Annotated in this window: 17 protein-coding genes; 15 read left to right on the top strand and 2 right to left on the bottom strand. The window is 36.6% G+C overall.

Going from position 1 to position 19,760, the window contains the following annotated elements:
• The first annotated feature begins 74 nt into the window (after positions 1-74).
• The 13 genes from MHB55_RS04865 (at position 75) to MHB55_RS04925 (ending at position 15,333) form a co-directional block, all read left to right on the top strand.
• Positions 75-914 (top strand): 3-hydroxybutyryl-CoA dehydrogenase, encoded by an 840-nt coding sequence (locus MHB55_RS04865; protein ID WP_186318104.1) that lies wholly within the window; start codon positions 75-77, stop codon positions 912-914.
• A 721-nt stretch (positions 915-1,635) separates the two neighbouring features.
• Positions 1,636-1,929 carry a WXG100 family type VII secretion target gene (locus MHB55_RS04870; protein ID WP_144537407.1) on the top strand — a complete coding sequence of 98 codons (294 nt, stop codon included), beginning with the start codon at positions 1,636-1,638 and terminating at the stop codon, positions 1,927-1,929.
• A gap of 114 nt (positions 1,930-2,043) precedes the next feature.
• The gene (locus MHB55_RS04875) at positions 2,044-2,283 is read left to right on the top strand and encodes an EsaB/YukD family protein (protein ID WP_151111032.1); all 240 of its coding nucleotides are present in this window, start codon (positions 2,044-2,046) and stop codon (positions 2,281-2,283) included.
• 12 nt (positions 2,284-2,295) lie between these two features.
• Positions 2,296-3,534 carry a type VII secretion protein EssB gene (essB, locus tag MHB55_RS04880; RefSeq protein WP_195761942.1) on the top strand — a complete coding sequence of 413 codons (1,239 nt, stop codon included), beginning with the start codon at positions 2,296-2,298 and terminating at the stop codon, positions 3,532-3,534.
• A gap of 95 nt (positions 3,535-3,629) precedes the next feature.
• Positions 3,630-8,108, top strand: a complete 4,479-nt coding sequence (gene essC / locus MHB55_RS04885) for a type VII secretion protein EssC (protein WP_340862733.1) — start codon at positions 3,630-3,632, stop codon at positions 8,106-8,108.
• Positions 8,105-10,954 (top strand): type VII secretion protein EsaA, encoded by a 2,850-nt coding sequence (gene esaA, locus MHB55_RS04890; RefSeq protein WP_340862734.1) that lies wholly within the window; start codon positions 8,105-8,107, stop codon positions 10,952-10,954. Before essC ends, esaA begins: the two co-directional genes overlap by 4 nt.
• On the top strand, positions 10,944-11,480 hold the full coding sequence (gene essA, locus MHB55_RS04895) for a type VII secretion protein EssA (RefSeq protein ID WP_191963887.1): 537 nt from the start codon (positions 10,944-10,946) through the stop codon (positions 11,478-11,480). The genes esaA and essA overlap by 11 nt, the downstream gene beginning before the upstream one ends.
• Before the next feature lie 5 nt (positions 11,481-11,485).
• Positions 11,486-11,848: a YwqH-like family protein gene (locus MHB55_RS04900; protein WP_225215872.1), complete on the top strand. Its 363-nt coding sequence runs from the start codon at positions 11,486-11,488 to the stop codon at positions 11,846-11,848.
• Positions 11,849-11,864: 16 nt separating this feature from the next.
• A complete protein-coding gene (locus MHB55_RS04905) occupies positions 11,865-12,161 on the top strand; it encodes a YwqI/YxiC family protein (protein ID WP_144537419.1) in 297 nt (98 codons plus the stop codon).
• Positions 12,158-13,642 (top strand): T7SS effector LXG polymorphic toxin, encoded by a 1,485-nt coding sequence (locus tag MHB55_RS04910; protein ID WP_144537421.1) that lies wholly within the window; start codon positions 12,158-12,160, stop codon positions 13,640-13,642. Before MHB55_RS04905 ends, MHB55_RS04910 begins: the two co-directional genes overlap by 4 nt.
• Positions 13,643-13,658: 16 nt before the next feature.
• Complete coding sequence (locus MHB55_RS04915) at positions 13,659-14,438, top strand: hypothetical protein (protein WP_144537423.1); 780 nt, start codon at positions 13,659-13,661, stop codon at positions 14,436-14,438.
• Between the two features lie 5 nt (positions 14,439-14,443).
• Positions 14,444-14,899, top strand: coding sequence for a DUF5085 family protein (locus tag MHB55_RS04920; RefSeq protein ID WP_144537425.1), 456 nt, complete (start codon positions 14,444-14,446; stop codon positions 14,897-14,899).
• Positions 14,899-15,333: a DUF5085 family protein gene (locus tag MHB55_RS04925; RefSeq protein WP_340862735.1), complete on the top strand. Its 435-nt coding sequence runs from the start codon at positions 14,899-14,901 to the stop codon at positions 15,331-15,333. The genes MHB55_RS04920 and MHB55_RS04925 overlap by 1 nt, the downstream gene beginning before the upstream one ends.
• 243 nt (positions 15,334-15,576) lie before the next feature.
• Here the strand turns inward: MHB55_RS04925 and MHB55_RS04930 are convergent, their stop codons facing one another.
• Positions 15,577-15,777 carry a hypothetical protein gene (locus MHB55_RS04930; protein ID WP_144537429.1) on the bottom strand — a complete coding sequence of 67 codons (201 nt, stop codon included), beginning with the start codon at positions 15,775-15,777 and terminating at the stop codon, positions 15,577-15,579.
• Positions 15,778-15,964: 187 nt separating this feature from the next.
• On the opposite strand from MHB55_RS04930, the gene MHB55_RS04935 reads away from it, so the two are divergent.
• Positions 15,965-16,393 (top strand): HEAT repeat domain-containing protein, encoded by a 429-nt coding sequence (locus tag MHB55_RS04935; protein WP_144537431.1) that lies wholly within the window; start codon positions 15,965-15,967, stop codon positions 16,391-16,393.
• A 284-nt stretch (positions 16,394-16,677) separates the two neighbouring features.
• Positions 16,678-18,276, top strand: coding sequence for a M20/M25/M40 family metallo-hydrolase (locus MHB55_RS04940; RefSeq protein ID WP_340862736.1), 1,599 nt, complete (start codon positions 16,678-16,680; stop codon positions 18,274-18,276).
• Between the two features lie 162 nt (positions 18,277-18,438).
• Here MHB55_RS04940 and MHB55_RS04945 read toward each other — a convergent pair whose 3' ends face one another.
• Complete coding sequence (locus tag MHB55_RS04945; RefSeq protein WP_340862737.1) at positions 18,439-19,617, bottom strand: M20 metallopeptidase family protein; 1,179 nt, start codon at positions 19,615-19,617, stop codon at positions 18,439-18,441.
• Positions 19,618-19,760 lie beyond the last annotated feature (143 nt).

Raw genomic sequence — 19,760 nt, forward strand, 5'->3', positions numbered from 1 at the left:
TTGAAGTGGCTTTAAATAGTTATATCAAAAGAGAAGTTAGAAAGAACATCTTAGAGTTTTAGGAGGTAACCATGATGAAGATTGGTGTATTAGGAGCAGGAACCATGGGGAACGGAATCGCACAAGTGATGGCTTCAGCAGGGCATGAAGTGACGCTATGCGATATTGACAACGAAACACTGAGAACAGCAGCTTCCACGATTGATGCTAATTTATGGAGACTCTATAAAAAAGAGAACAAAGAGTTTAGTGAAATTGGACAGGTGCTAGGTAGAATCACATTTACAGCTGATAAAACAAAGCTAGTAGGGTTAGACATCGTAATAGAAGCTATATTAGAAAACAGCGAAATAAAGAAAAGAGTGTTTGCTGAATTAGATGTTATTTGTGATTCAAAGACAATTCTAGCTTCTAACACTTCAGGCCTTAGCATAACAGAAATAGGAGCAGCAACTGAGCGTCCGGACCGAGTGATCGGAATGCATTTCTTCAACCCAGTGCCTGTGATGAAGCTAGTAGAGATTATAAAAGGCTCTGATACAAGTGATGAGACGTATGAAATGGTGAAAGGGTTAGTCCAGCACATCGGGAAAGAAAGTATCACGATACAAGATGCTCCGTTATTTGTTGTTAACCGTATTCTAGTTCCTATGATCAATGAAGCAATTTTTGTCTTAGGCGAGGGAATCGCAACCGCTGAGGATATAGACAAAGGTATGATGCTTGGAACAAACCAACCAATCGGTCCACTAGCATTAGCTGATTTGATTGGTTTAGATACACTTTTATCAGTAGCAGAAACATTGTTTGAAGAAACTGGAGACAGCAAATACAGAGTCCCACCTCTACTTAGAAAAAATGTAAGGGCGGGTAAACTTGGTCGAAAAACTGGCAAAGGGTTCTATACTTACTAAATTAAAAACCATCATCTATTAAAAAATAGATGATGGTTTTTTCAGTTCTATATATTAAATAGATAATCGTGTCAGGAGTGTTACAGGTGCCTGGCACCTGTAACACTTTTGTAATATAAGGGTGTTTAGTGATGGAGTTTGAGTTGGGATTTGTCATAGGTTCAAGTATCTTTGAACTAAGATATTTGGGCGATGCTATATTACAGAAAATGAGGCAAATTACTTGGTTTATGTTAAGGATAATAAAATGTTGATATTTAGAAAAAGTTTTTATGGAGATAATAGCTAGAAATTTGTTATAAATTTTAATTATTAAAAAAACGTGACGAAAGTCTGTGAGTTATTAGTGCTAGAAATTAAAAATAGCAATTTTGGAATTCTTTGACTCCTTAAAAAGAGAATGTTATTTATTATATTAGGCAATGGAAATAATGTGTTTTATACCCCTTAAAAAATATTTTTATTAATAGGTTTATAGATTGCCAAACAGGGGGATAAGACTATAAGAATTGGATTTATTTAGTATAATTCATGGTAAAAAGTATCAAAAAGTAAAATATATCCATTTACAAATATTTTATGTAAAATATTTGTAATCTAATTGGATAAAGGAGTAAAAAGAGGAAGTACCTGTGGAGGAACATAAAGAACTTCTTTACGTTAGCTATCACAGTTATTTTATAAATTGCTAAAAAACTTAAACACAAGGGAGATGTAATGAATGTCAGGAATTATTCGCGTAACACCAGCAGAATTGGATGCTATGTCATCACGTTACAGTCATGAGTCAAGTGAGGTTGCTTCTCAAATCGGCCGTTTGGACGGAATGATTGGCGAATTGCAATCCATGTGGGAGGGTGCTTCTAGTGCAGCCTTTGCAGAACAATATGAAAGACTTAAACCGCATTTCAACGATATGCGTGAGCTTTTAAGTGAGGTTAGTGTGCAATTAAGTCGTACTGGTCAAGCTCTTCAAGATGCTGACCAACAAATTGCTAGCCAAATCAGAGGGTAAGAGTTGCAATGTGAAGGATGAAAACATAGAGCGTCATTCCACTGCGGAAGGCGCTTTTCCTTCTTTTTCTTCTATTTTGGTTAGCTTTAATACTCTTTTCGAGAGGTGAGATATGTGTATATAGAGATTACAGTAGACCTTTCTAAGTATAACGGGAAAATTATTGACCTCCGGCTATCCGATTATTACACGATGAAAAAAATGATTGATATTGCCTGGCAGGCTGCTTCCATCTCAGAACCAAAGCGAGAAGGGCATTGGATACGCGTGGTAAACAAAGATAAGTTGTTTCCAGGGCATTTAACTATGTCTGACTGTGGAATTACGACCGGCGATCGAATTGAAATCATTTAAGGAGAAATGGATATGGCCTCTAAAAAGAAAGAAAAGATTAAACAAAGAGCTAAAACAATTAAAACTTATACATATTTAAAAAACAGAACCGGTGCGGAAATAAATGAAGAATCAAATAAAACCACATTTGTATTCCAGAAGGAACGAGTTGCTTTTAAACGTACAGAGGAAATTATCTTCTTAAAAGAAGTAAATCCTAAAATATCTAAAGATATAGTTATCACAGATGACGAGCTAATTCTTCAGGCAATGATTCCAAAGGATTATATGCGTTTTAAAGACATTCAGAGGGAAGAGGAAAAATCCAGATGGATGCTTGGTTATCAGCTAGTAGAAAAAGTATACTCACATCCATATCCTCGATTAAATCTGATTGTATGTCCTGAAAATATTGTATATAGCAAGGCTGTTGAGCCGATGTTTCTCTACTACGGTGTTCTAGGGAGTCTTCCGCCATATGAAACGGATGAAGAGAGGCTTTGGCTAGAGACAAAAGCAGTAGTAGCAGCTGCAATTGATGGTTCATTTACCTTTGAAGAGTATTTAAAGTACTCCGAAATATTAGAGCTAAAAGAAATTGGAGCTACCATAATGGGGATGAAGAATAGTCAATCCCTTTTAGACTACATTGCAGAACAAATGGAACAACTAGAAATAAAAGAAAGGAGCAATGTAAAACTACCAAGAAAGAAATGGAATTGGACAAAATATTTAGCTATAGGTCTAGGCATTTTAATTCTTCCTGCAATCATATTTACTATTATTTATTTCGTACATGAAAAGCCTAAACATGAGGCATATACATTGAGTCACGAATACTTTCTTGGCCAGAATTATAGTCAGGTAGTGACATTATTAAGTCCATATAGCGTAAAAGGGATGCCTTATGTTGTTCTTTATGAGCTAGCTTACGCCTCTGTAACAAATGAAAGACTTGATGAGGAACAGAAGAAAAACGTACTATCCAATATCACGTTACAGACCGATTCCTCCTATTTAAAATATTGGATACATTTAGGGCGTGGGGAGGCAGAAGAGGCCGTTGACCTAGCGCGAGGAATGGAAGACGGTGAGTTAATTACATTTGGTTTATTAAAAAGACGTGAAGAAGTTAAGGCAGATAAGGATCTGAGTGGGGAAGAAATGCAAATACAGCTTAATGAAATAGATCAAGAGGTAGAAGAATACGAAAAATTAATGTTAGAAGCAGAAGAGGCTGAAAAAGAAGCGGAAGAAAATTCTAAGAACTAACATTGTAAATACGACATATAGCGTTCTATTCGTTTTATTATGTATTCAGTATTTGCTCGCACAAAATTATGAGTGATTGAAAGAAGGTGTTCAGATTGTTACAGCTATGGGTGTTTTATGGAGAAGATTATCAACGAATAGAACTAAAAGAAAAAGACTTCACAGCGCTTACCATTGGCCCAGCTATTGAGCACGATGTGACCGTACAAAACTTTCCGTTTCTTTTTGGAGAAATTAAGATAGAAAAAAAGGAAAATCGTTTAGTAGTTAACGATGGGTCCCAGGAGGTTGGTGAGTTAACAGATGAAAACAGTTTAACGATCGAGCAAAGAGAAAGATTTCTAAAGCTCTATATAACATCAGCTGCGCTCCAAGCAAAGACATACTATACCGACTATGAAAATGAGGTATCTTTTGACAGTAAAGGGGATAATGCAACGTTTTATCGTCATAATTTACAGTTTCCTGAGATAGAGCTTGGACATTTCTCTGTAAATAAAATTAATGATGGTTGGATAATAAAGAAGGATTTTCTTTGTCCCTTATATTTGAACGGAAAAAGATGTCAAGCAAATCAAATTATCCAATTAGGGGATGTCCTTCAATGGGCTTTCATGGAGATAAAGCTCGTTAAAAGGGATTTAATCGAGGTAGTTACTAGCTCAAACTATACAAGTTTACTACCTGAAATAGAGCTTCCCAAATCCGAAAGATATAGTATGTATCCTGAATATAGACGAACTCCTCGGATGATATATGACCTCCCGGAGGATAAAGTATCCATATCCTTTCCAGCTCAGGAAAGTGATTCAACAGGAAGAAGTTTGTTATTAACGATTGCCCTACCACTTGTAATGCTTATTGCGATAGGTACAATCACGATCTTTGTACCACGAGGACTATTTGTCATTATCTCCATTACGATGTTCATGGCGGTTCTTGTAACCTCGACGATTAACTATTTTAAGGAACGAAAAAAGCGAAAAGAAAACGAAGAGAAGCGAAGAAGAGTATATGCAGCGTATATGGCTAATTTGCGTGAAGAGTTGTATGAGCTCTCCGAAAAACAAAAATTTGTTTTAGAATATCATTTTCCTTCATTCGACGAAATGAAACAAATGACTGAGGAGTTATCCGGTCGTATTTGGGAAAAAAGCTTAGAGAGTCATGACTTCCTACAGTTTAGATTGGGTAAGGGGGAAATTCCTTCTAGCTACGAGATAAAGCTTACATCAGGAGACCTGGCAAACAGAGAAGTCGATGATTTGTTAGAAGAGGCTCAAAGAATGGAAAAAGTATATCAAACGATTCCATCTGCGCCAGTCACAACTGACCTCCATAAAGGTATTTTAGGTTTGATAGGTAAGGAAAGTGTTATTAAACGCGAGCTTCAACAGATTATTGGACAATTGGCATTTGCTCATAGCTATCATGATATTCGTTTTATTAATATTTTTAAACATGAAGAATATGAGGATTATGAATGGATGAAGTGGCTTCCCCATTCCACCCTTCCAAATATGCACGCGAAAGGCTTGATCCATAACGAGGAAACTCGCGATCAACTTCTTTCTTCTCTATATGAAATAATTCGAGAACGCGACGTCGATGAGATGAAAGGGAAAGTGAGATTTGCTCCCCATCTTGTTTTTATCATCTCGGATACCTCCTTAATAGCGGAGCATGTCATTATGGAATATTTAGAGAAAAAAGACACGAGAGAATTAGGCTTCTCTGTTATTTTTGCGGAATCTGCTGAGGAACGAATGACTGAGAATGTTCATACACTTGTCCGATATGTAAATGAACAAGAAGGAGATATTTTAATAGAAGAAGGGAAGGCAGTTAACAAGCCATTTCATCTGGATGAGTACGATTCAGCTACGAATGAACGATTTTCTCGTATGCTAAGAACTTTAAATCATCAAATTGGGATGAAAAATTCTATTCCTAATTCTGTAAGTTTCTTAGAAATGTTCGACGTCAAAGATGTGGATGATATTCCGATTAGCCAATACTGGAAAATGAATGAATCAGCTAAATCATTAGCCGTTCCCATTGGATTAAAGGGTAAGAAAGAGCTTGTTCATTTAAATTTGCATGAAAAAGCTCATGGTCCCCATGGATTGTTGGCAGGGACGACAGGTTCTGGTAAAAGTGAATTCCTTCAAACATATATTTTATCGCTAGCAGTTCATTTCCACCCACATGAGGTTGCGTTTCTATTAATCGACTATAAAGGAGGAGGTATGGCTCAGCCATTTAAGAATATTCCTCACTTATTAGGAACAATCACAAATATTGAAGGTAGTAAGAACTTTAGTATGCGTGCCCTTGCTTCGATTAATAGCGAACTAAAGCGGAGACAGAGGCTCTTTGATCGCTATGAGGTTTCTCATATTGATGACTATACAACGCTTTATAAAAATGGTGTGGCATTAGAGCCTCTCCCGCACTTATTTCTTATTTCTGATGAGTTTGCGGAGCTAAAGAGTGAGGAGCCAGAATTTATTCGAGAGCTAGTAAGTACTGCTCGGATTGGGCGTAGCTTAGGAGTTCATCTAATACTGGCAACTCAAAAGCCTGGCGGGATTATTGATGAGCAAATTTGGAGTAACGCTCGTTTTCGTGTTGCTCTGAAGGTACAAGATGCAAATGATAGTAAAGAAATCCTAAAAAATAGTGATGCTGCTTCTATTACAGTCACAGGTAGAGGTTATTTGCAGGTAGGGAACAACGAGGTTTATGAGCTATTCCAATCGGCTTGGAGCGGGGCACCTTATATGGAGGAAACACTTGAAGGAGAAGAAGACATTGCTGTTGTAACTGATTTAGGACTCATTCCGCTTACCGGAATCGAAACGAAGGTAAGTAAGAAAAAAAGCAATATGACCGAAATCGAAGCAATGGCAGCTAAAATTGCACAAACGCAAGATGATATGTCAATTCAAAAGCTACAAAGTCCGTGGCTGCCTCCTTTAGCATTAAGAATCACCCCGTTCGAGTATGCAGAACCACAAAAGGATTCATTTTTGTTAGGTATGATTGATGAACCAGAAAAACAGGCACAAAATCCAATCTATTACGAGTGGAAGAAGGATGGGAATGTAGGTATTTTTGGTTCCTCTGGATATGGAAAATCGTATACCCTATTAAGAATCCTACTAGGCATAGCGCAGAATCTTAAACCTACAGAGGCTCATCTATATATTTTAGATTACGGAAATGGTTCCCTTCTTCCTTTAAAACGACTTCCGCATACGGCGGATTACTTTACCATGGATGAGGAATTAAAGCGTGACAAGCTAGTTAAGCTATTAAAAGATGAAATTTCCAATAGAAAGGTAGCCTTCCAAAATGCCGAGGTAAGCAATATCCATATGTACAATAAATTATCGGATACTCCTTTACCATTAATTTATGTTGCCGTGGATAATTACGATATTGTGCGTGAAGAAATGGAAGAGCTAGAAGCACAGCTGATACAGTTTGGTCGAGACGGTCAATCTTTAGGTATTCATCTTCTTATTTCCGCAACTAGAGTGCAATCGATCAGACAGTCTCTCATGAACAATTTAAAAACGAAAATAGTTCATTATCTAATGGATAACACGGAGTCTTACGGTGTAATCGGTAGAGTCCCATTTGACTTAGAGCCTTTCCCAGGGAGAGCCATTATTAAGAAGGAAGACGCTAAATTTGCACAGCTTTTCCTACCAGTGCAAGGGAAAGATGATTTTGAGGTACTTGAATCTTTAAAATCAGAAGTACAAACATTAAGAGCTGCTTATGCAAGTCAGCAAGGTCCTAAGCCTATACCAATGTTGCCGCTTGAGCTAAGCAGCAACAACTTCCAAAATTATCTAGAAGAAAAGCCTGCCCAAGGTATGGTTCCACTGGGCTTAGACGAAGAGACGGTTCGACCAATCATGATTAACTTCAAAAAGAATCGTCATCTAATGTTAATCGGACCTGTTCAACGAGGCAAAACGAACACAATCAAGTGGTTAATACACCAATTAATGGACCAAGAGAATGGTTTTGTTGCTATCTTTGATTCATTCGATCGGGGACTTGCAACTTTCTCAGACGATCCACAGGTGGAATATTTGGAAACGAAGGATCGATTGATCGAATGGATTGCACGCGTAGAGCAACATTACACAGAGGTAGAAAACAGTTATCTAGAGAGCTTACAAAATGGTCAATCACCAAAGATTATACCTGCTCACTTTATCATTGATGGCTATACAAGATTTTTACAGGTGGCAGATGTGGGCATCCAAGATCGCCTATCTAAGCTTATGAAGAAATATACACATCTAGGCTTTAATGTGATTGTATCTGCTAACAATTCAGAAATAACTAAGGGATTCGATGCGTTCACTAATGAATTGAAGCTAGTTCGACAAGGATTAGTCTTTATGAAAAAATCGGAGCAAACGCTATATACAGTTCCTTATGAAAGAAAAGAGGCTGAGCTGCCACTAGGCTATGCTCATTACGTATTCAATGGAAATGCTACAAAGGTTTTAATTCCGTTATGTAAGATGGAGAGGAAGATCACGCAATGAAAAACTTAAAAAGCTCGGGGTTGTGGAAAATAGTTGCTGGGATTGTTTTAATATTAGCTCTCCCTATTTTGTTCTTCCAACTGATGGGGGTCAGTATATTGGATTTGGATAACCCAAATAAACGGGTTATCGCAATTGTAAATGAGGACCAAGGTATTACAAAGGGGCAGGAGAATATTGACATGGGGGTAGAGGTAGTTACAATTCTAGCTACCGACTCACCATATGAATGGAAGGTAGTTGGTCGAGGGGCTGCTGAGAATGGGCTAAAATCCAATCAATATGAGGCAATCGTGTATATTCCTTCTAACTTTTCATCCAATATTATGTCCTATGATCAGCAAAACCCTGCCAAGGCAGAGTTTTCGTATAAAGTGCACTCTCAAAAGGCTGGTCTTCGTAAAGAGCGTGTACTACATGAAATAGAGTCAGCTAGCAATCGAGTGAATGAAAAAGTATCAACTCTATATTGGACGTATGTGGCTCAAGAGATGGATCACATCAAAAAGGAATTCGCCAACATTTTAGGTAAAGAGACTGAGTTTTTAACGACAATGTCTGATTACTATAAACCTGAATCTGAAACGCTTGCTGAGGAAATGAAACGACAAAAAGAGCAAATGGCCGGATTGCTTTCCACGATCAGCTCCGCAAATAATTCCCATGCATCTAGAATTCAAAACGCAGAGACCTTTGGTAACCAAATGGATGGATTTATAAGCTATGTTCAGCAATATAAAGTCTTCCAAGATAGCCAAAAAGAAATTTTGAAGCAGGTTCAGGATGATAGCTTGGCCAAGATAAAAGTAGCGGCATTTTCGCAGGCGGAGAAATTTAACAAAACAGTACAACAGCTTGAAGAAAGCAATGAAAAGTTAAACGATGAAATATATAAGGTCAATGAAATCATAGATGTCAATCAAGAAAAATTTAATGCTTTGTCTGAGCTAAGAAAAGGTGAGGTAGACAGACAATTGAATGATCTGCTTGCCGTCCAAAAAACTGCAATTGATCGTTACAATTTCTCTGTTCTTAATAGTTTAGAAAAAGGAATTGAGGCTAGAAAGAATGGTACAGCTGTTTTAGGTCTAATGGATATTGGGACAGATCCACAGCAGCTAAATACAATTCGCGAAGAAATGGAGCGCAAGGCTGCAGCTAAGTCGGAAACTCTTCTTCCAGGCTTAGAGGAAGAGCGTACAAAGGTCAATGAAATTCTGACCGCGCTACAATCTTTAAAAACAAAAGTAGCAGAAACAGACCCTACTTCTACTTTAGTAACTGATTTAGAGCAGCTGCAAGGAGAGCTGACGAATGTTACTGCTCTTATTTCTCAAAAGGAAGGTATTTGGAATAACTCAAAGCAAGAAGGAACAAATGATTATGCTGCAGCAACTGAGGAATATAAAAATCTTTTAACTAACTATAATACGGTATATGGAGAATACAAATCCGTTCAACAAATCATCGACACCTATCCGGCTGATACAGTGAGATTGGGATTAGAGATTAGCCAAAAAGAAGAAGCTCTATTGAATCACGCTCAACTAACAGCAGAACAGAAAACTAGATTACAAGAATTATTTAGTAAAAGAGTTACCAATACGGAGCTAAGCTCTTTATTGTCCTATTACGCAACACTAGAGCAGTTCGAATTCACATTAAATGAAGGTGGAGATAGCGTCAATAAGGATGCACTGCTTGAGGATGAAATTTTAACTGCTTTACTAAAAAATGTCGTAGACGTAAAAGATTTGGAATTAGAAAGCTGGACTGCGGTTGAAGAAAGTATTCCGCAAACGCAATTAGGTATGACAGACCTTAGCACAACGTTTGCGGCTATTATGTCAGGTCAAAGAGAAACGGTAGAAGAACAGCATTTATCACTACTCAATGATTTAGACACTATTGATAAGCAGGCAAATCTTTTGCTACAACAGATTCAAAACCCAGCTACTATGTTAGGCACTGGTGAGCCTCAACAAACGGTAGGTGAAGGAGAGGTTGTTTCTAGTCAACAAAATGTAAGTAATCAGCTTCTTTCACTTAGCGAAATGATGAACACCTTATCAGAGCGCCAGAATAACCTAGTGAATTATGCGAATGATTTACATGCTAAAGCAGATGATATTAAGTCAACTTCTAACGAGTTTAGTAGCAAATGGGAAACTAACGTGGATGCAATGACCGACTTTGATGGAGACATACAAAGTTTCCTAGCTAACACATATGTGGATGGACAGGAGAATGGATATGCATTTAACCATTTTGTTAATCCATTAGGAGTAAAAGGAGCAACTGCCGTATCAGAAGATGGACAAAAAGTTCCGCCAGTTATTTTATTTATCATATTACTCATTAGCAGTTTATTAATAGGGTATTTTACTTATCAATTAAAGGATGGGGCAATTGGGCTTCGCGTAGCGATGACGATAATTTTATCCGTTCTAGTAGGAATAATTATCAGCTTATACAGTGTCAATATGTATATTCTTAATGATGAACGTGCCATTCAGTGGACGATTTTTACAGTGCTATTGCTATTGGCAAGTGCTTCTATAGTTCGAGCGGCATTAGAATTTGGTCAGGCAGCAGGCTGGCTGGCTAGTATAGCACTTATGTGTGTGTATATCGTTCCTTTACTAATACTTGCAGTTCCAGATGTAAGTGTTCCAGATATTTTATCGAATGTATATTTATCTATTAAATATGAGGCAGACACAAACTTTTTGGTGGGAGTAATTATTACAGGCGCTATTGCTATAGTGATGCTAGTAATTTCGTATTTTGTGAGCAAGAATAATGGCCAAAATGCTACAACTGTAGATGAAGCCTATGAAAGCTAACAAAATTATTTTGATTATCTTCTGTGCAGCACTACTCTGTTTTTTTAAAAGTGGAGAAGTGCTAGCAGATGAAAATAAAACAATTGATGAATTAGAACCTTTGCTATATGAAAAATTAGAATTCAAGAAGAATACCGATTATCTACACGATGTAAAGAAGACCGAAATGAAAAATACTATTCCTGTTAAGCAATTTAATATCTATTTTGATGGTAGAAATAAGTTACCTGATCGAAACGACTCCTCGTTCTTATTTCAACATGCTGAAAGAGGAGAGAATAGTACGGTAGCAGCAAGATCGGTAGAATTAAAGCTATTTACTTCAGGCGACAAAGAGACAAAAGTACAAACGAACACCTCTTTTCAAGAGGAAGAAAGCTCAAGCAACAATCTTCTTATCTTCATTTTTCTTTCCATTATAGTCATTGGGATTATCATTCTTTTCACTGTATTTTTACCGAAGCTTGCTCAACCAGCAAATGGTGTTTCTAGAAGAAAAGATCAAAAACCTTTAGGAGAGGGGTAATAGAATTGATCGCACATTATTATGCCATGATAGCAAAAAAAGAAGAGGAAATAAGAAGATTGAACGAGTGTCAATCCTCTTTAACTGGAAAACAATCTGAGTTTACATCGAATGAACCGAAATGTATGGAACCGGAGTTAACTACTACAACCTGGTACGGGACGTTAGCCACTGCTTTTGATGAAATACGTGAGTCAGGAATAAAGGCTCCTTACCAAGAAATTATTGGGACGCAATTTAGCGCGGTGTTTAGCGCAATTTCAGCTAAAATAGCAGAAATTCAAGCAGAAATTGCCGCTCTAAGGGCAACAATCGCAAGAATAGCGGCGGAGGAAGCTGCTAATCCGGGAAGATATACAGGAGTATAACAAAGGAGGTCTTTTTATGACTGAGGTAAAAATTGTCTACGCTGATGTAGAAAATCAATTAAAGGAAATGACGGCTGCAAATGAGGGACTAAATCCTACAAAAGAGTCGCCCATTGAAGGAAATGTATTAGATGTCGTTGATAAACTAAATGAACTTTCTACAAATCTAGAAACCTTATTGACTAAATACCAGAATTTATTGAATGAAAATATCCTTACTACTACTAGTTCTGTTGAATTTATGAAGGAAACGGATGAAACATTATCCACGGGTATCAAAGGCTCTGGAGGATATAGGATGTTGGCGCAATGAAGGTACTAGATGTAGATTTACTTCAAACTGGTATAAAGAGCAATTTGGATATGTTGACTCGTTTGGAAGAAGAAATAAAAGAAATAGAGAAGACTATAACAGGCTTAGTGGGAATGGATAGTAGTCTAAAAGGGCAGGGTGGAGAAGCTATTCGCTCCTATTACAATGATTGCCATCTTCCTTTTCTGAAATTCTTTTTACAATTTAAACAAAATTTTAAAACAAAGCTTGACCAGCTAAAATCTGCTTTAGATTCATTGGAGCCAGACACAGAGGGGTATATTCAGGAAAGTTTCCTTTTAAATGAGGTAGAAGAAGGATTAGCTGAAATATCTAGAATTACTGGTAATTTAACAGATGAGTCCAATGCCATAATGGACCAGGTGTCCGATATTGTGGCACTTCCTCATTTAGATGATAGTGACGTTCAGCAAGGGGTCATCGATTCTAGAAAAAAGAAAGATGACACAATAACTGACTTGAATGAGTTTGACTCAACTCAAGTATCCTCTATGCTATCAGTCGAATCGAATATAAAAACAATGGATACATGGTTACAGGAAATGGAAGGAATGATGAGCTCAGGGCTCTCCGACATTCATTTTCCTGCGGAAGCTTGGGCTCAATATACGGCTTATACCCCAATTTTGAGTAATCTATCGAGCAGTGTAAACGATCCAGGTTCTGTAGCGGAAAAAGATGCTTCTGAAAGTACTGGGGATGTTTCAAAAGATGGTAATTTTAGTGAGTATGTAGGTCATTATGGTAATGCTAGCACTATCATAACTGACACTAAATCGGGTATTCACATGTATAATGCTACTAAAAACGGGCAACTATCTACTTCTAGGCATTTTGTTCCTGAATATGGTAAAACTTCCTACCGAATTAATGCTAGTGCTACAGCTATGGGGAAATTAGGTTTTCCTAATGAATCTGGAGGAATGCTTAAATATGCTGGAAAGAAACCTGGACAGTCAGGCTGGTCAGCAAAAGGAGAAATGGTTTTAGAAAAACATCCCCATCTTCGGTATTGGGGAGATAGTGCCACTTTTGGTGAGAAGGTAAAGACCGTTGGTTCTGCAACGTTTAAAGGAGCTGGAACTGGTTTTACTGATTTAGTAGACTTTAAAGGAGTTACACAAAATGGTGTGGCAAAAGGATTACTAAAAGGAGCTACTAAAGGAGTTGCCCCTCTTACTGCTGCGTTGAGTTTTAATGATAATTATAATACCGCTAAGGATGATGGATTGAGTGGAGGAGAAGCCGTAGCAAGAGCTACAGCAGATACCGCTGCTGATGTCGCGATTGGGAGTGCCATTCAAGTAGGCCTGACTGCAGCTGGTACTGCATTTATACCAATACCAGGATTAGGAACATTTGTTGGAGCAATAGCAGGAGTTGGGGTCAATATGTTACTAAACGCTAAAGGGAAAGATGGTAAATCCGCTTTGGATACACTGAAGGGGTGGTTCCATTAAGAAAGAGGAGAGAAATTTGGCAAGTAGGTTAAAGGAAGAGGATTTTGAGGTATTAAGGATTCCTTTAGAGTCCGGGAGACAAGGGCCAGCTCAATTGGCAGTAGCATTAATTTTAGGGGCAATTTTTATGCCACTGATATATGCTTTAGAATACTATGTGGCATCATACGATAGTATTTTTCCTTATAAACAGGAAATTCTGAATGTGCACTTTTGGTTTACAATTATTTTAGCCGCTTTGTCAATTGTTTATGCTATTCCATTCATTTATCGTAGAAGCCAAAAATTCCAATATTTATTAAGCATACTAGTTTCTCAAAATCTTTTTACATTTCCCTTATTTATTTGTGCTTTATTTTTCATCGGGAGAGACGGAGAAGGGATGAAGGCTACGCCTGAATCTCTTCTAAACTTTACATATGTTTTATTATTTATTGGTTTACTGGTTTTTGTTGTAACATTTATAAGATTTTATATTTTATTAAGAAAAGGGCAGTATAGAAAGGGTTCTCGTAAAGAGCAACTTCGAACAAAATTTGAGAAGAAGTCCTTGTTATCTACTGCTATATTTGTGGGAATTGGTTTAGTATTGGTTCTCCAATTTATCATTAGGAAATCTGCTATCAATGATTTCAATATGTACGGTGTAGTCCTAATTGGTATAACTCTTTTTTATGTTATGCTTTTTATTCTTCCGGAGCAGCTTATTATTCTATATTGTAAAATGCGTTTTAAAAGCTTTAATTATAATGAACGTGGTTATTTAAATGGTTTGGAAACTGATCTGAGAGGGTGAACTTGATGGGGATTGAATTATGTGCACTAATGTTTGAAAATTTGCTAGTCTTTAATGCCGAGGGGAATAAGGAAGATTGGCAGGAAGGTATTTATCATTTAGAGGATATTGCATTAACCAAGGATGTATATAGAAATGGACCTTTGTTTTTCTCGTTTAAAAGTGTGAAAGATAACGAGTCTTTTGGAAAATTTACTTATTATCTTCCGATAAATAGTCAAGTGGAAGTTGCAGAAGATGCGAACTTTTCTTTTCAAAAACACTTTAAAGTGGATAGAGCATTATTATTACGCCAGGCGGATGAAAAACTTAATATAAACACTGCGTTCGATGAAATAAAATCCTATTCCAATTTAAATAATATAGAAATTGAGGATTATTATTATTGTATCCTTCTAAATGTTTATGGGGAATACATAGTAGATTTATATGTACCATTAAAAAGCCAGGGTGATGAATAATGATAGTAGAGGACCATCAAATTGCTTATCGTAACGTAGTATCAAAAAAATATAATTTTGTTCCAGAAGAGATTGAATTAGCCTTTCAAGACTTCGTACAGCTATTATCGAAGCATAATTATTCACCAGCAGGTGTAGTATTTTATACTATTCTTAGTGAACCAACCGCAGAGATATTTTTGACAATAAATGAAGATAGCTTAGTTATTCCTAGTGAGGAAGCTGTTAAATTTACTAGCTATTTTTGCGTAGACAATTTACTGATGACTAGAGTAAAAGATGATTTCGTTTTAAAATCTCAAGAAAAATACTGGGAGTTATTTAGCTATATGGAGCAAAAAAAATATGTTCAGAAGACCCCACTTTTCATTCAAATGAAAAAAATGCATACAACTAATTCTACATACGTGGAAATGAGCTTAGGCGTATTTTAAGGTTAATAAGTGCCCGGTTTGTAGCATTTTGAAGATGAAAATTCAAGAGCCCTTATTAAAGCCTGTACCCGTGATGGTATGGGCTTGCTTATTATTTATTACAGGTGCCAGGCACTTGTAATATATTGGTCATAATTCATAAGAGTATAGACATTTTGAAAACGCATCCTTTTAAGAAGGATGCGTTTCGTTTTATTTGGTATAAGAATAACTCTTTAATGTTAACTTCTAGCTCCAACGTGGTTATCGCTGTTTCTTAACTTGAATTCGTGCAACTTGGTTTAGATTAATGGTGTATTGGTTATCTGTCACCACGAACATTCCACCATTTATGTATTCGCGCTCTGCTGTTCTAATATCCGTGTTTGTTTCAAATAATAGTTGATGGCCATCGTGAAAAGATAATAAAAATTTATATTTTTTTATTTCATCGACGTTCTCCAATTTTTCACCCCCTTTTAATCGATAGTATCATTTGAATAAATTAATTTCAATATAATTGGTAATAAAGTGTGAAAATTTACTCATTGTATTTGCTAAGTAAATATAAATAGGTATAAGCCCTTTCTTGGTATATAATAAGTGGACAAACATAATTGTTTTAATAGAAGCTAAAAGGAGTTTGAATTGATTGAGTAAAAAGTCTATAAAAAATGAGTTGCCTGAAAACTATGAAGAGCTAAAGAAAGCAGCCAATCGTACTGGAAGCTGGAGAACTCGTCTTAGTGCCGTTGAAGAATTAGGAAATTATAATACAAGCCAAGTAATAGATATCTTAAAAGTTAGATTAACCCATGATCCTGTATTCCAAATTCAAGAAGAGGCTTTCCGCGCATTGCTAGAATTAGGAGAAAATGTAGAATTACCTAAGCGTAAAAAGTTTGAACTAGTTAAAGGAGCGAACAAGGTGTTCGTTCGAGTGAAAAAAAGCTTACCAAAAGATCATACTTTTGATGAGTATTTAACTAAGCTAAAAAGAATGAGAATCGATGTTTATGATGCATATGAGGGTGAAAAGGGCTTAGACTGGTTAGAAGAAGAGTGGAAAAATTTAAAGTAACCTTTTAGAACAAGGTCAATCGAGCTAGATGATTGGCCTTTTTTTATTATAAAATACATGATTTCTGGCTTTATATAAATAGCTTGAGAGATTTTATTTGTACAAAAACTTGATTAACTTTATAGTTCTTTGAATTTTTTAAATATTTATATAAAATTAACTTTAAAGATAGAGTATAATATTATTTTAGGAAAAGTTTTAATTTTTATTCTAGCCCAGCTCCTATCCTTTGAGGTAAATGGGTGCTTGGATTTAATTATATTTATTGAAATGGAGGGAATACAGTGACACAACTATTATGGAATACTCCCCAAAAGCTTCGCGAATTATTATGCGAGCTAGTGAGCTGGAATAGTATCACCTTAACTGACGGAGAAAGAGAATTTGCACCAAAATTATTAGAAAAAATTAGAGAAATAGAATATTTTAAAAATCATCCAAGTCAACTGCAAATGCATGATGCTGGTTTGGGGAGACAAGCGGTTACAGCTTTATATAAGCATCCAGAAGCGACTGAGACAGTAGTGCTTATCAGTCATTTTGATACAGTTCAAACGGAAGAGTATGGAACATTGGAGCCACTGGCATATTTCCCAGAGGAACTGACGAAAGTGCTAATGGAGAATCCAAGTGAACTGCCTGAGGGAGCACGCGCTGATTTAGAAACAGGTAAATATTTATTTGGCCGTGGGACTATGGATATGAAGATGGGTTTAGCCTTACATCTGCAATTAATAGAAAAAGCAACTTTTGAAGAGTGGCCAATTAATTTAATTCTTACAAGTGTCCCAGACGAAGAGGTAAACTCTGCAGGGATGCGAGCCGCAGTAACTCAGCTAGTAAGGCTGCGAGAAGAATTTGGACTTAACTATAAACTGTTTTTAAACAGTGAGCCTTCCTTTTCTCAAAATCCTACTGACATAGACGAATATATATATTCAGGAACTATCGGTAAAATAATGCCTGCCGCATTGTTCTATGGTAAAGAAACACATGTAGGAGAGCCAATGAAGGGGATGACGGCAAACTATATTGCTTCTTTCTTAACGCAACGTATGGAATTTAACCCTTTGTTTACAGAAAAGGATCTTGGTGAAAGTACGCCTCTACCTGTATCTTTGCAGCAAAAGGACTTGAAAATGTCTTATTCTACACAGACTCCTTACCGAGCAGTTGCTCTATATAATGTATTTTTATTTAAAAGAACAGCTAAAGAAATTATGGATTTGTTTGAACAGGTAGCTAATGAGGCAATGACGGAGTTGAATCAAACTTATAAAAACATTTGCGAGCGTGAACATGTAAAAGGGGTAGGACAGGTCAAAGTCTTAAAATATGAAGAACTGCTTGCTTATGCAAATAAAAAGCTTGGAGAAGAAGAAGTACTTAGGTTAAAGCAAGAGGCTTTGCTAGATGAGGAATGGGATGACAGAGAAAAATCTCTTCGTATAGTCGATAGTTTGATGATTCAATGTCAGGAGCTGGCGCCAGCGACGGTTCTACTATTTGCACCACCTTATTATCCTGCAGTGAATACTTCTCATGATTCAATCATCAAAAATGCGGTTGAGCTAATGAAGAAATCGGCCAAATCCTTTGATAATACAGTAAAGCAAGTTCACTATTTTAATGGAATATGTGATTTAAGCTATGTAAATTATGAGGACGAAGGAAATGGCTGGACCTCATTTGAAAGTAACACGCCAGTATGGGGTGATACGTATAGCATTCCATTTGGAGATATGGCAGAACTAAAAGGACCGGTATTAAACGTTGGTCCATTTGGGAAAGATGCTCATCAAAAAACAGAGAGATTACATATAGATAGTGCTTTTGTTGAAATGCCTGTAATGTTGGAAACACTCATCAAAAGTTTATACTGATATATACAGAATATTGCTTGGTTCTTAAAAGTGTAGGGAAAGTCATTTTGACTTTTTCTACACCTTTTTTATTGGTTCATGATTAGAATTTGCCATTCTGAAAATTTATTGACCGGGAAATAAATGAATTGTTACAGGTGCCAGGCACCTGTAACAATTTAATCACGAAAGGGCTTCTTCTGTTTTCTCTATGTGGTTTTTTAGATAATGAAGAACGCCGGTTGTAAATAATTCTACACCTACGGAAAGCATATTTTCGTCAATATCGAATTTTGGATGGTGATGACCGAAAGAGTTTTCTTTTCCGATGCCGATAAATGTAAATGATGCAGGGATTTCATGTGAATAATAAGCAAAGTCTTCTCCTCCGAGAATTGGATCTATATCGATTACTCTCTCTGCTCCAAATAAACGAGTTGATGTTTGTTTTATAGAAAGAGTAAGGTCTTTGTCATTCATTAACGGTGGATCACCATGAAGGTATTCTAACTCATATTTAGCTCCAAATGACTTACAAACGCCGTCTACAATTTCTTCGACTCGCTTATGGATTAATAGGGAGATGTCTTTGTTAAAGTAGCGAACAGTTCCAGATGCAAAAGCAGTGTCAGGAATAACATTGTAATTACTGCCAGCGCTTAATTCTCCAATACTGATAACGGCATGGTCTATTGCCTTAATACTGCGACTAACAATAGTATGAAGCTGAGTAATGATATGTGAAATGACAAGTGTCGGATCAATAGTAGTTTCTGGCATAGAGCCATGACCTCCACGTCCAAGGATTTTAATAGAGAAGCGATCAACTCCTGCCATTGTTGCTCCTTCTCTTACACCAATTATTCCTGTTGGAATTGGCTCCCACAAATGATAACCAAATATAGCATCTATACCTTGAAGTCCATTTGCTTCAACTATTTCTACCGCACCGCCAGGAACTTCTTCCTCAGCATGCTGAAATAAAAGATGAATTTTTCCATATATTTTATCTTTGTTCTCTACTAAAACTTTGGCGATTCCAAGTAAAATGGCCATATGCCCATCATGGCCACAAGCGTGCATTACTCCACTATTGTCTGATGAAAATGATAGGCCGGTTTCCTCTAATATTGGTAGGGCATCCATGTCTGAACGGATAGCGACAGTTTCCCCAGGATGAGCTCCCTCTATAACTCCAACTATATCCTTACCGGTAATAGAATAGGTGTAAATATTAAGTTCATTGAGTCTCTCTTCAATATAAATTTTCGTTTTTGTCTCGAAATGAGATAATTCAGGGTTTTTATGTAAATGTCTTCTTTGCTCAACAATCCATGAATTTAAAGAGGTACTAATCTTCATAAAAATTAACTTCCTTCCTTCAAATCTTTTTTAGTAAGTATACATTTTTCCTTTAAAAGTGGGAATAGGAATTACAGAATTATTGCAGGTGCTAGGCACCTGCAATAATTCTGTAATATAATTTATCGATTAATACAAAAAGC

The organism is Psychrobacillus sp. FSL K6-1267, from assembly GCF_038003265.1.
GTDB lineage: Bacteria > Bacillota > Bacilli > Bacillales_A > Planococcaceae > Psychrobacillus > Psychrobacillus faecigallinarum.

What these genes read in the sequence shown, in the direction of transcription:
- MHB55_RS04905 (WP_144537419.1), top strand. Translation starts at nt 11,865, where the DNA reads ATGACTGAGGTAAAAATTGTCTACGCTGATGTAGAAAATCAATTAAAG.
- essB (WP_195761942.1), top strand. Translation starts at nt 2,296, where the DNA reads ATGGCCTCTAAAAAGAAAGAAAAGATTAAACAAAGAGCTAAAACAATT.
- MHB55_RS04945 (WP_340862737.1), bottom strand. Translation starts at nt 19,617, where the DNA reads ATGAAGATTAGTACCTCTTTAAATTCATGGATTGTTGAGCAAAGAAGA.
- MHB55_RS04910 (WP_144537421.1), top strand. Translation starts at nt 12,158, where the DNA reads ATGAAGGTACTAGATGTAGATTTACTTCAAACTGGTATAAAGAGCAAT.
- MHB55_RS04865 (WP_186318104.1), top strand. Translation starts at nt 75, where the DNA reads ATGAAGATTGGTGTATTAGGAGCAGGAACCATGGGGAACGGAATCGCA.
- essA (WP_191963887.1), top strand. Translation starts at nt 10,944, where the DNA reads ATGAAAGCTAACAAAATTATTTTGATTATCTTCTGTGCAGCACTACTC.
- MHB55_RS04920 (WP_144537425.1), top strand. Translation starts at nt 14,444, where the DNA reads ATGGGGATTGAATTATGTGCACTAATGTTTGAAAATTTGCTAGTCTTT.
- MHB55_RS04925 (WP_340862735.1), top strand. Translation starts at nt 14,899, where the DNA reads ATGATAGTAGAGGACCATCAAATTGCTTATCGTAACGTAGTATCAAAA.
- esaA (WP_340862734.1), top strand. Translation starts at nt 8,105, where the DNA reads ATGAAAAACTTAAAAAGCTCGGGGTTGTGGAAAATAGTTGCTGGGATT.
- MHB55_RS04870 (WP_144537407.1), top strand. Translation starts at nt 1,636, where the DNA reads ATGTCAGGAATTATTCGCGTAACACCAGCAGAATTGGATGCTATGTCA.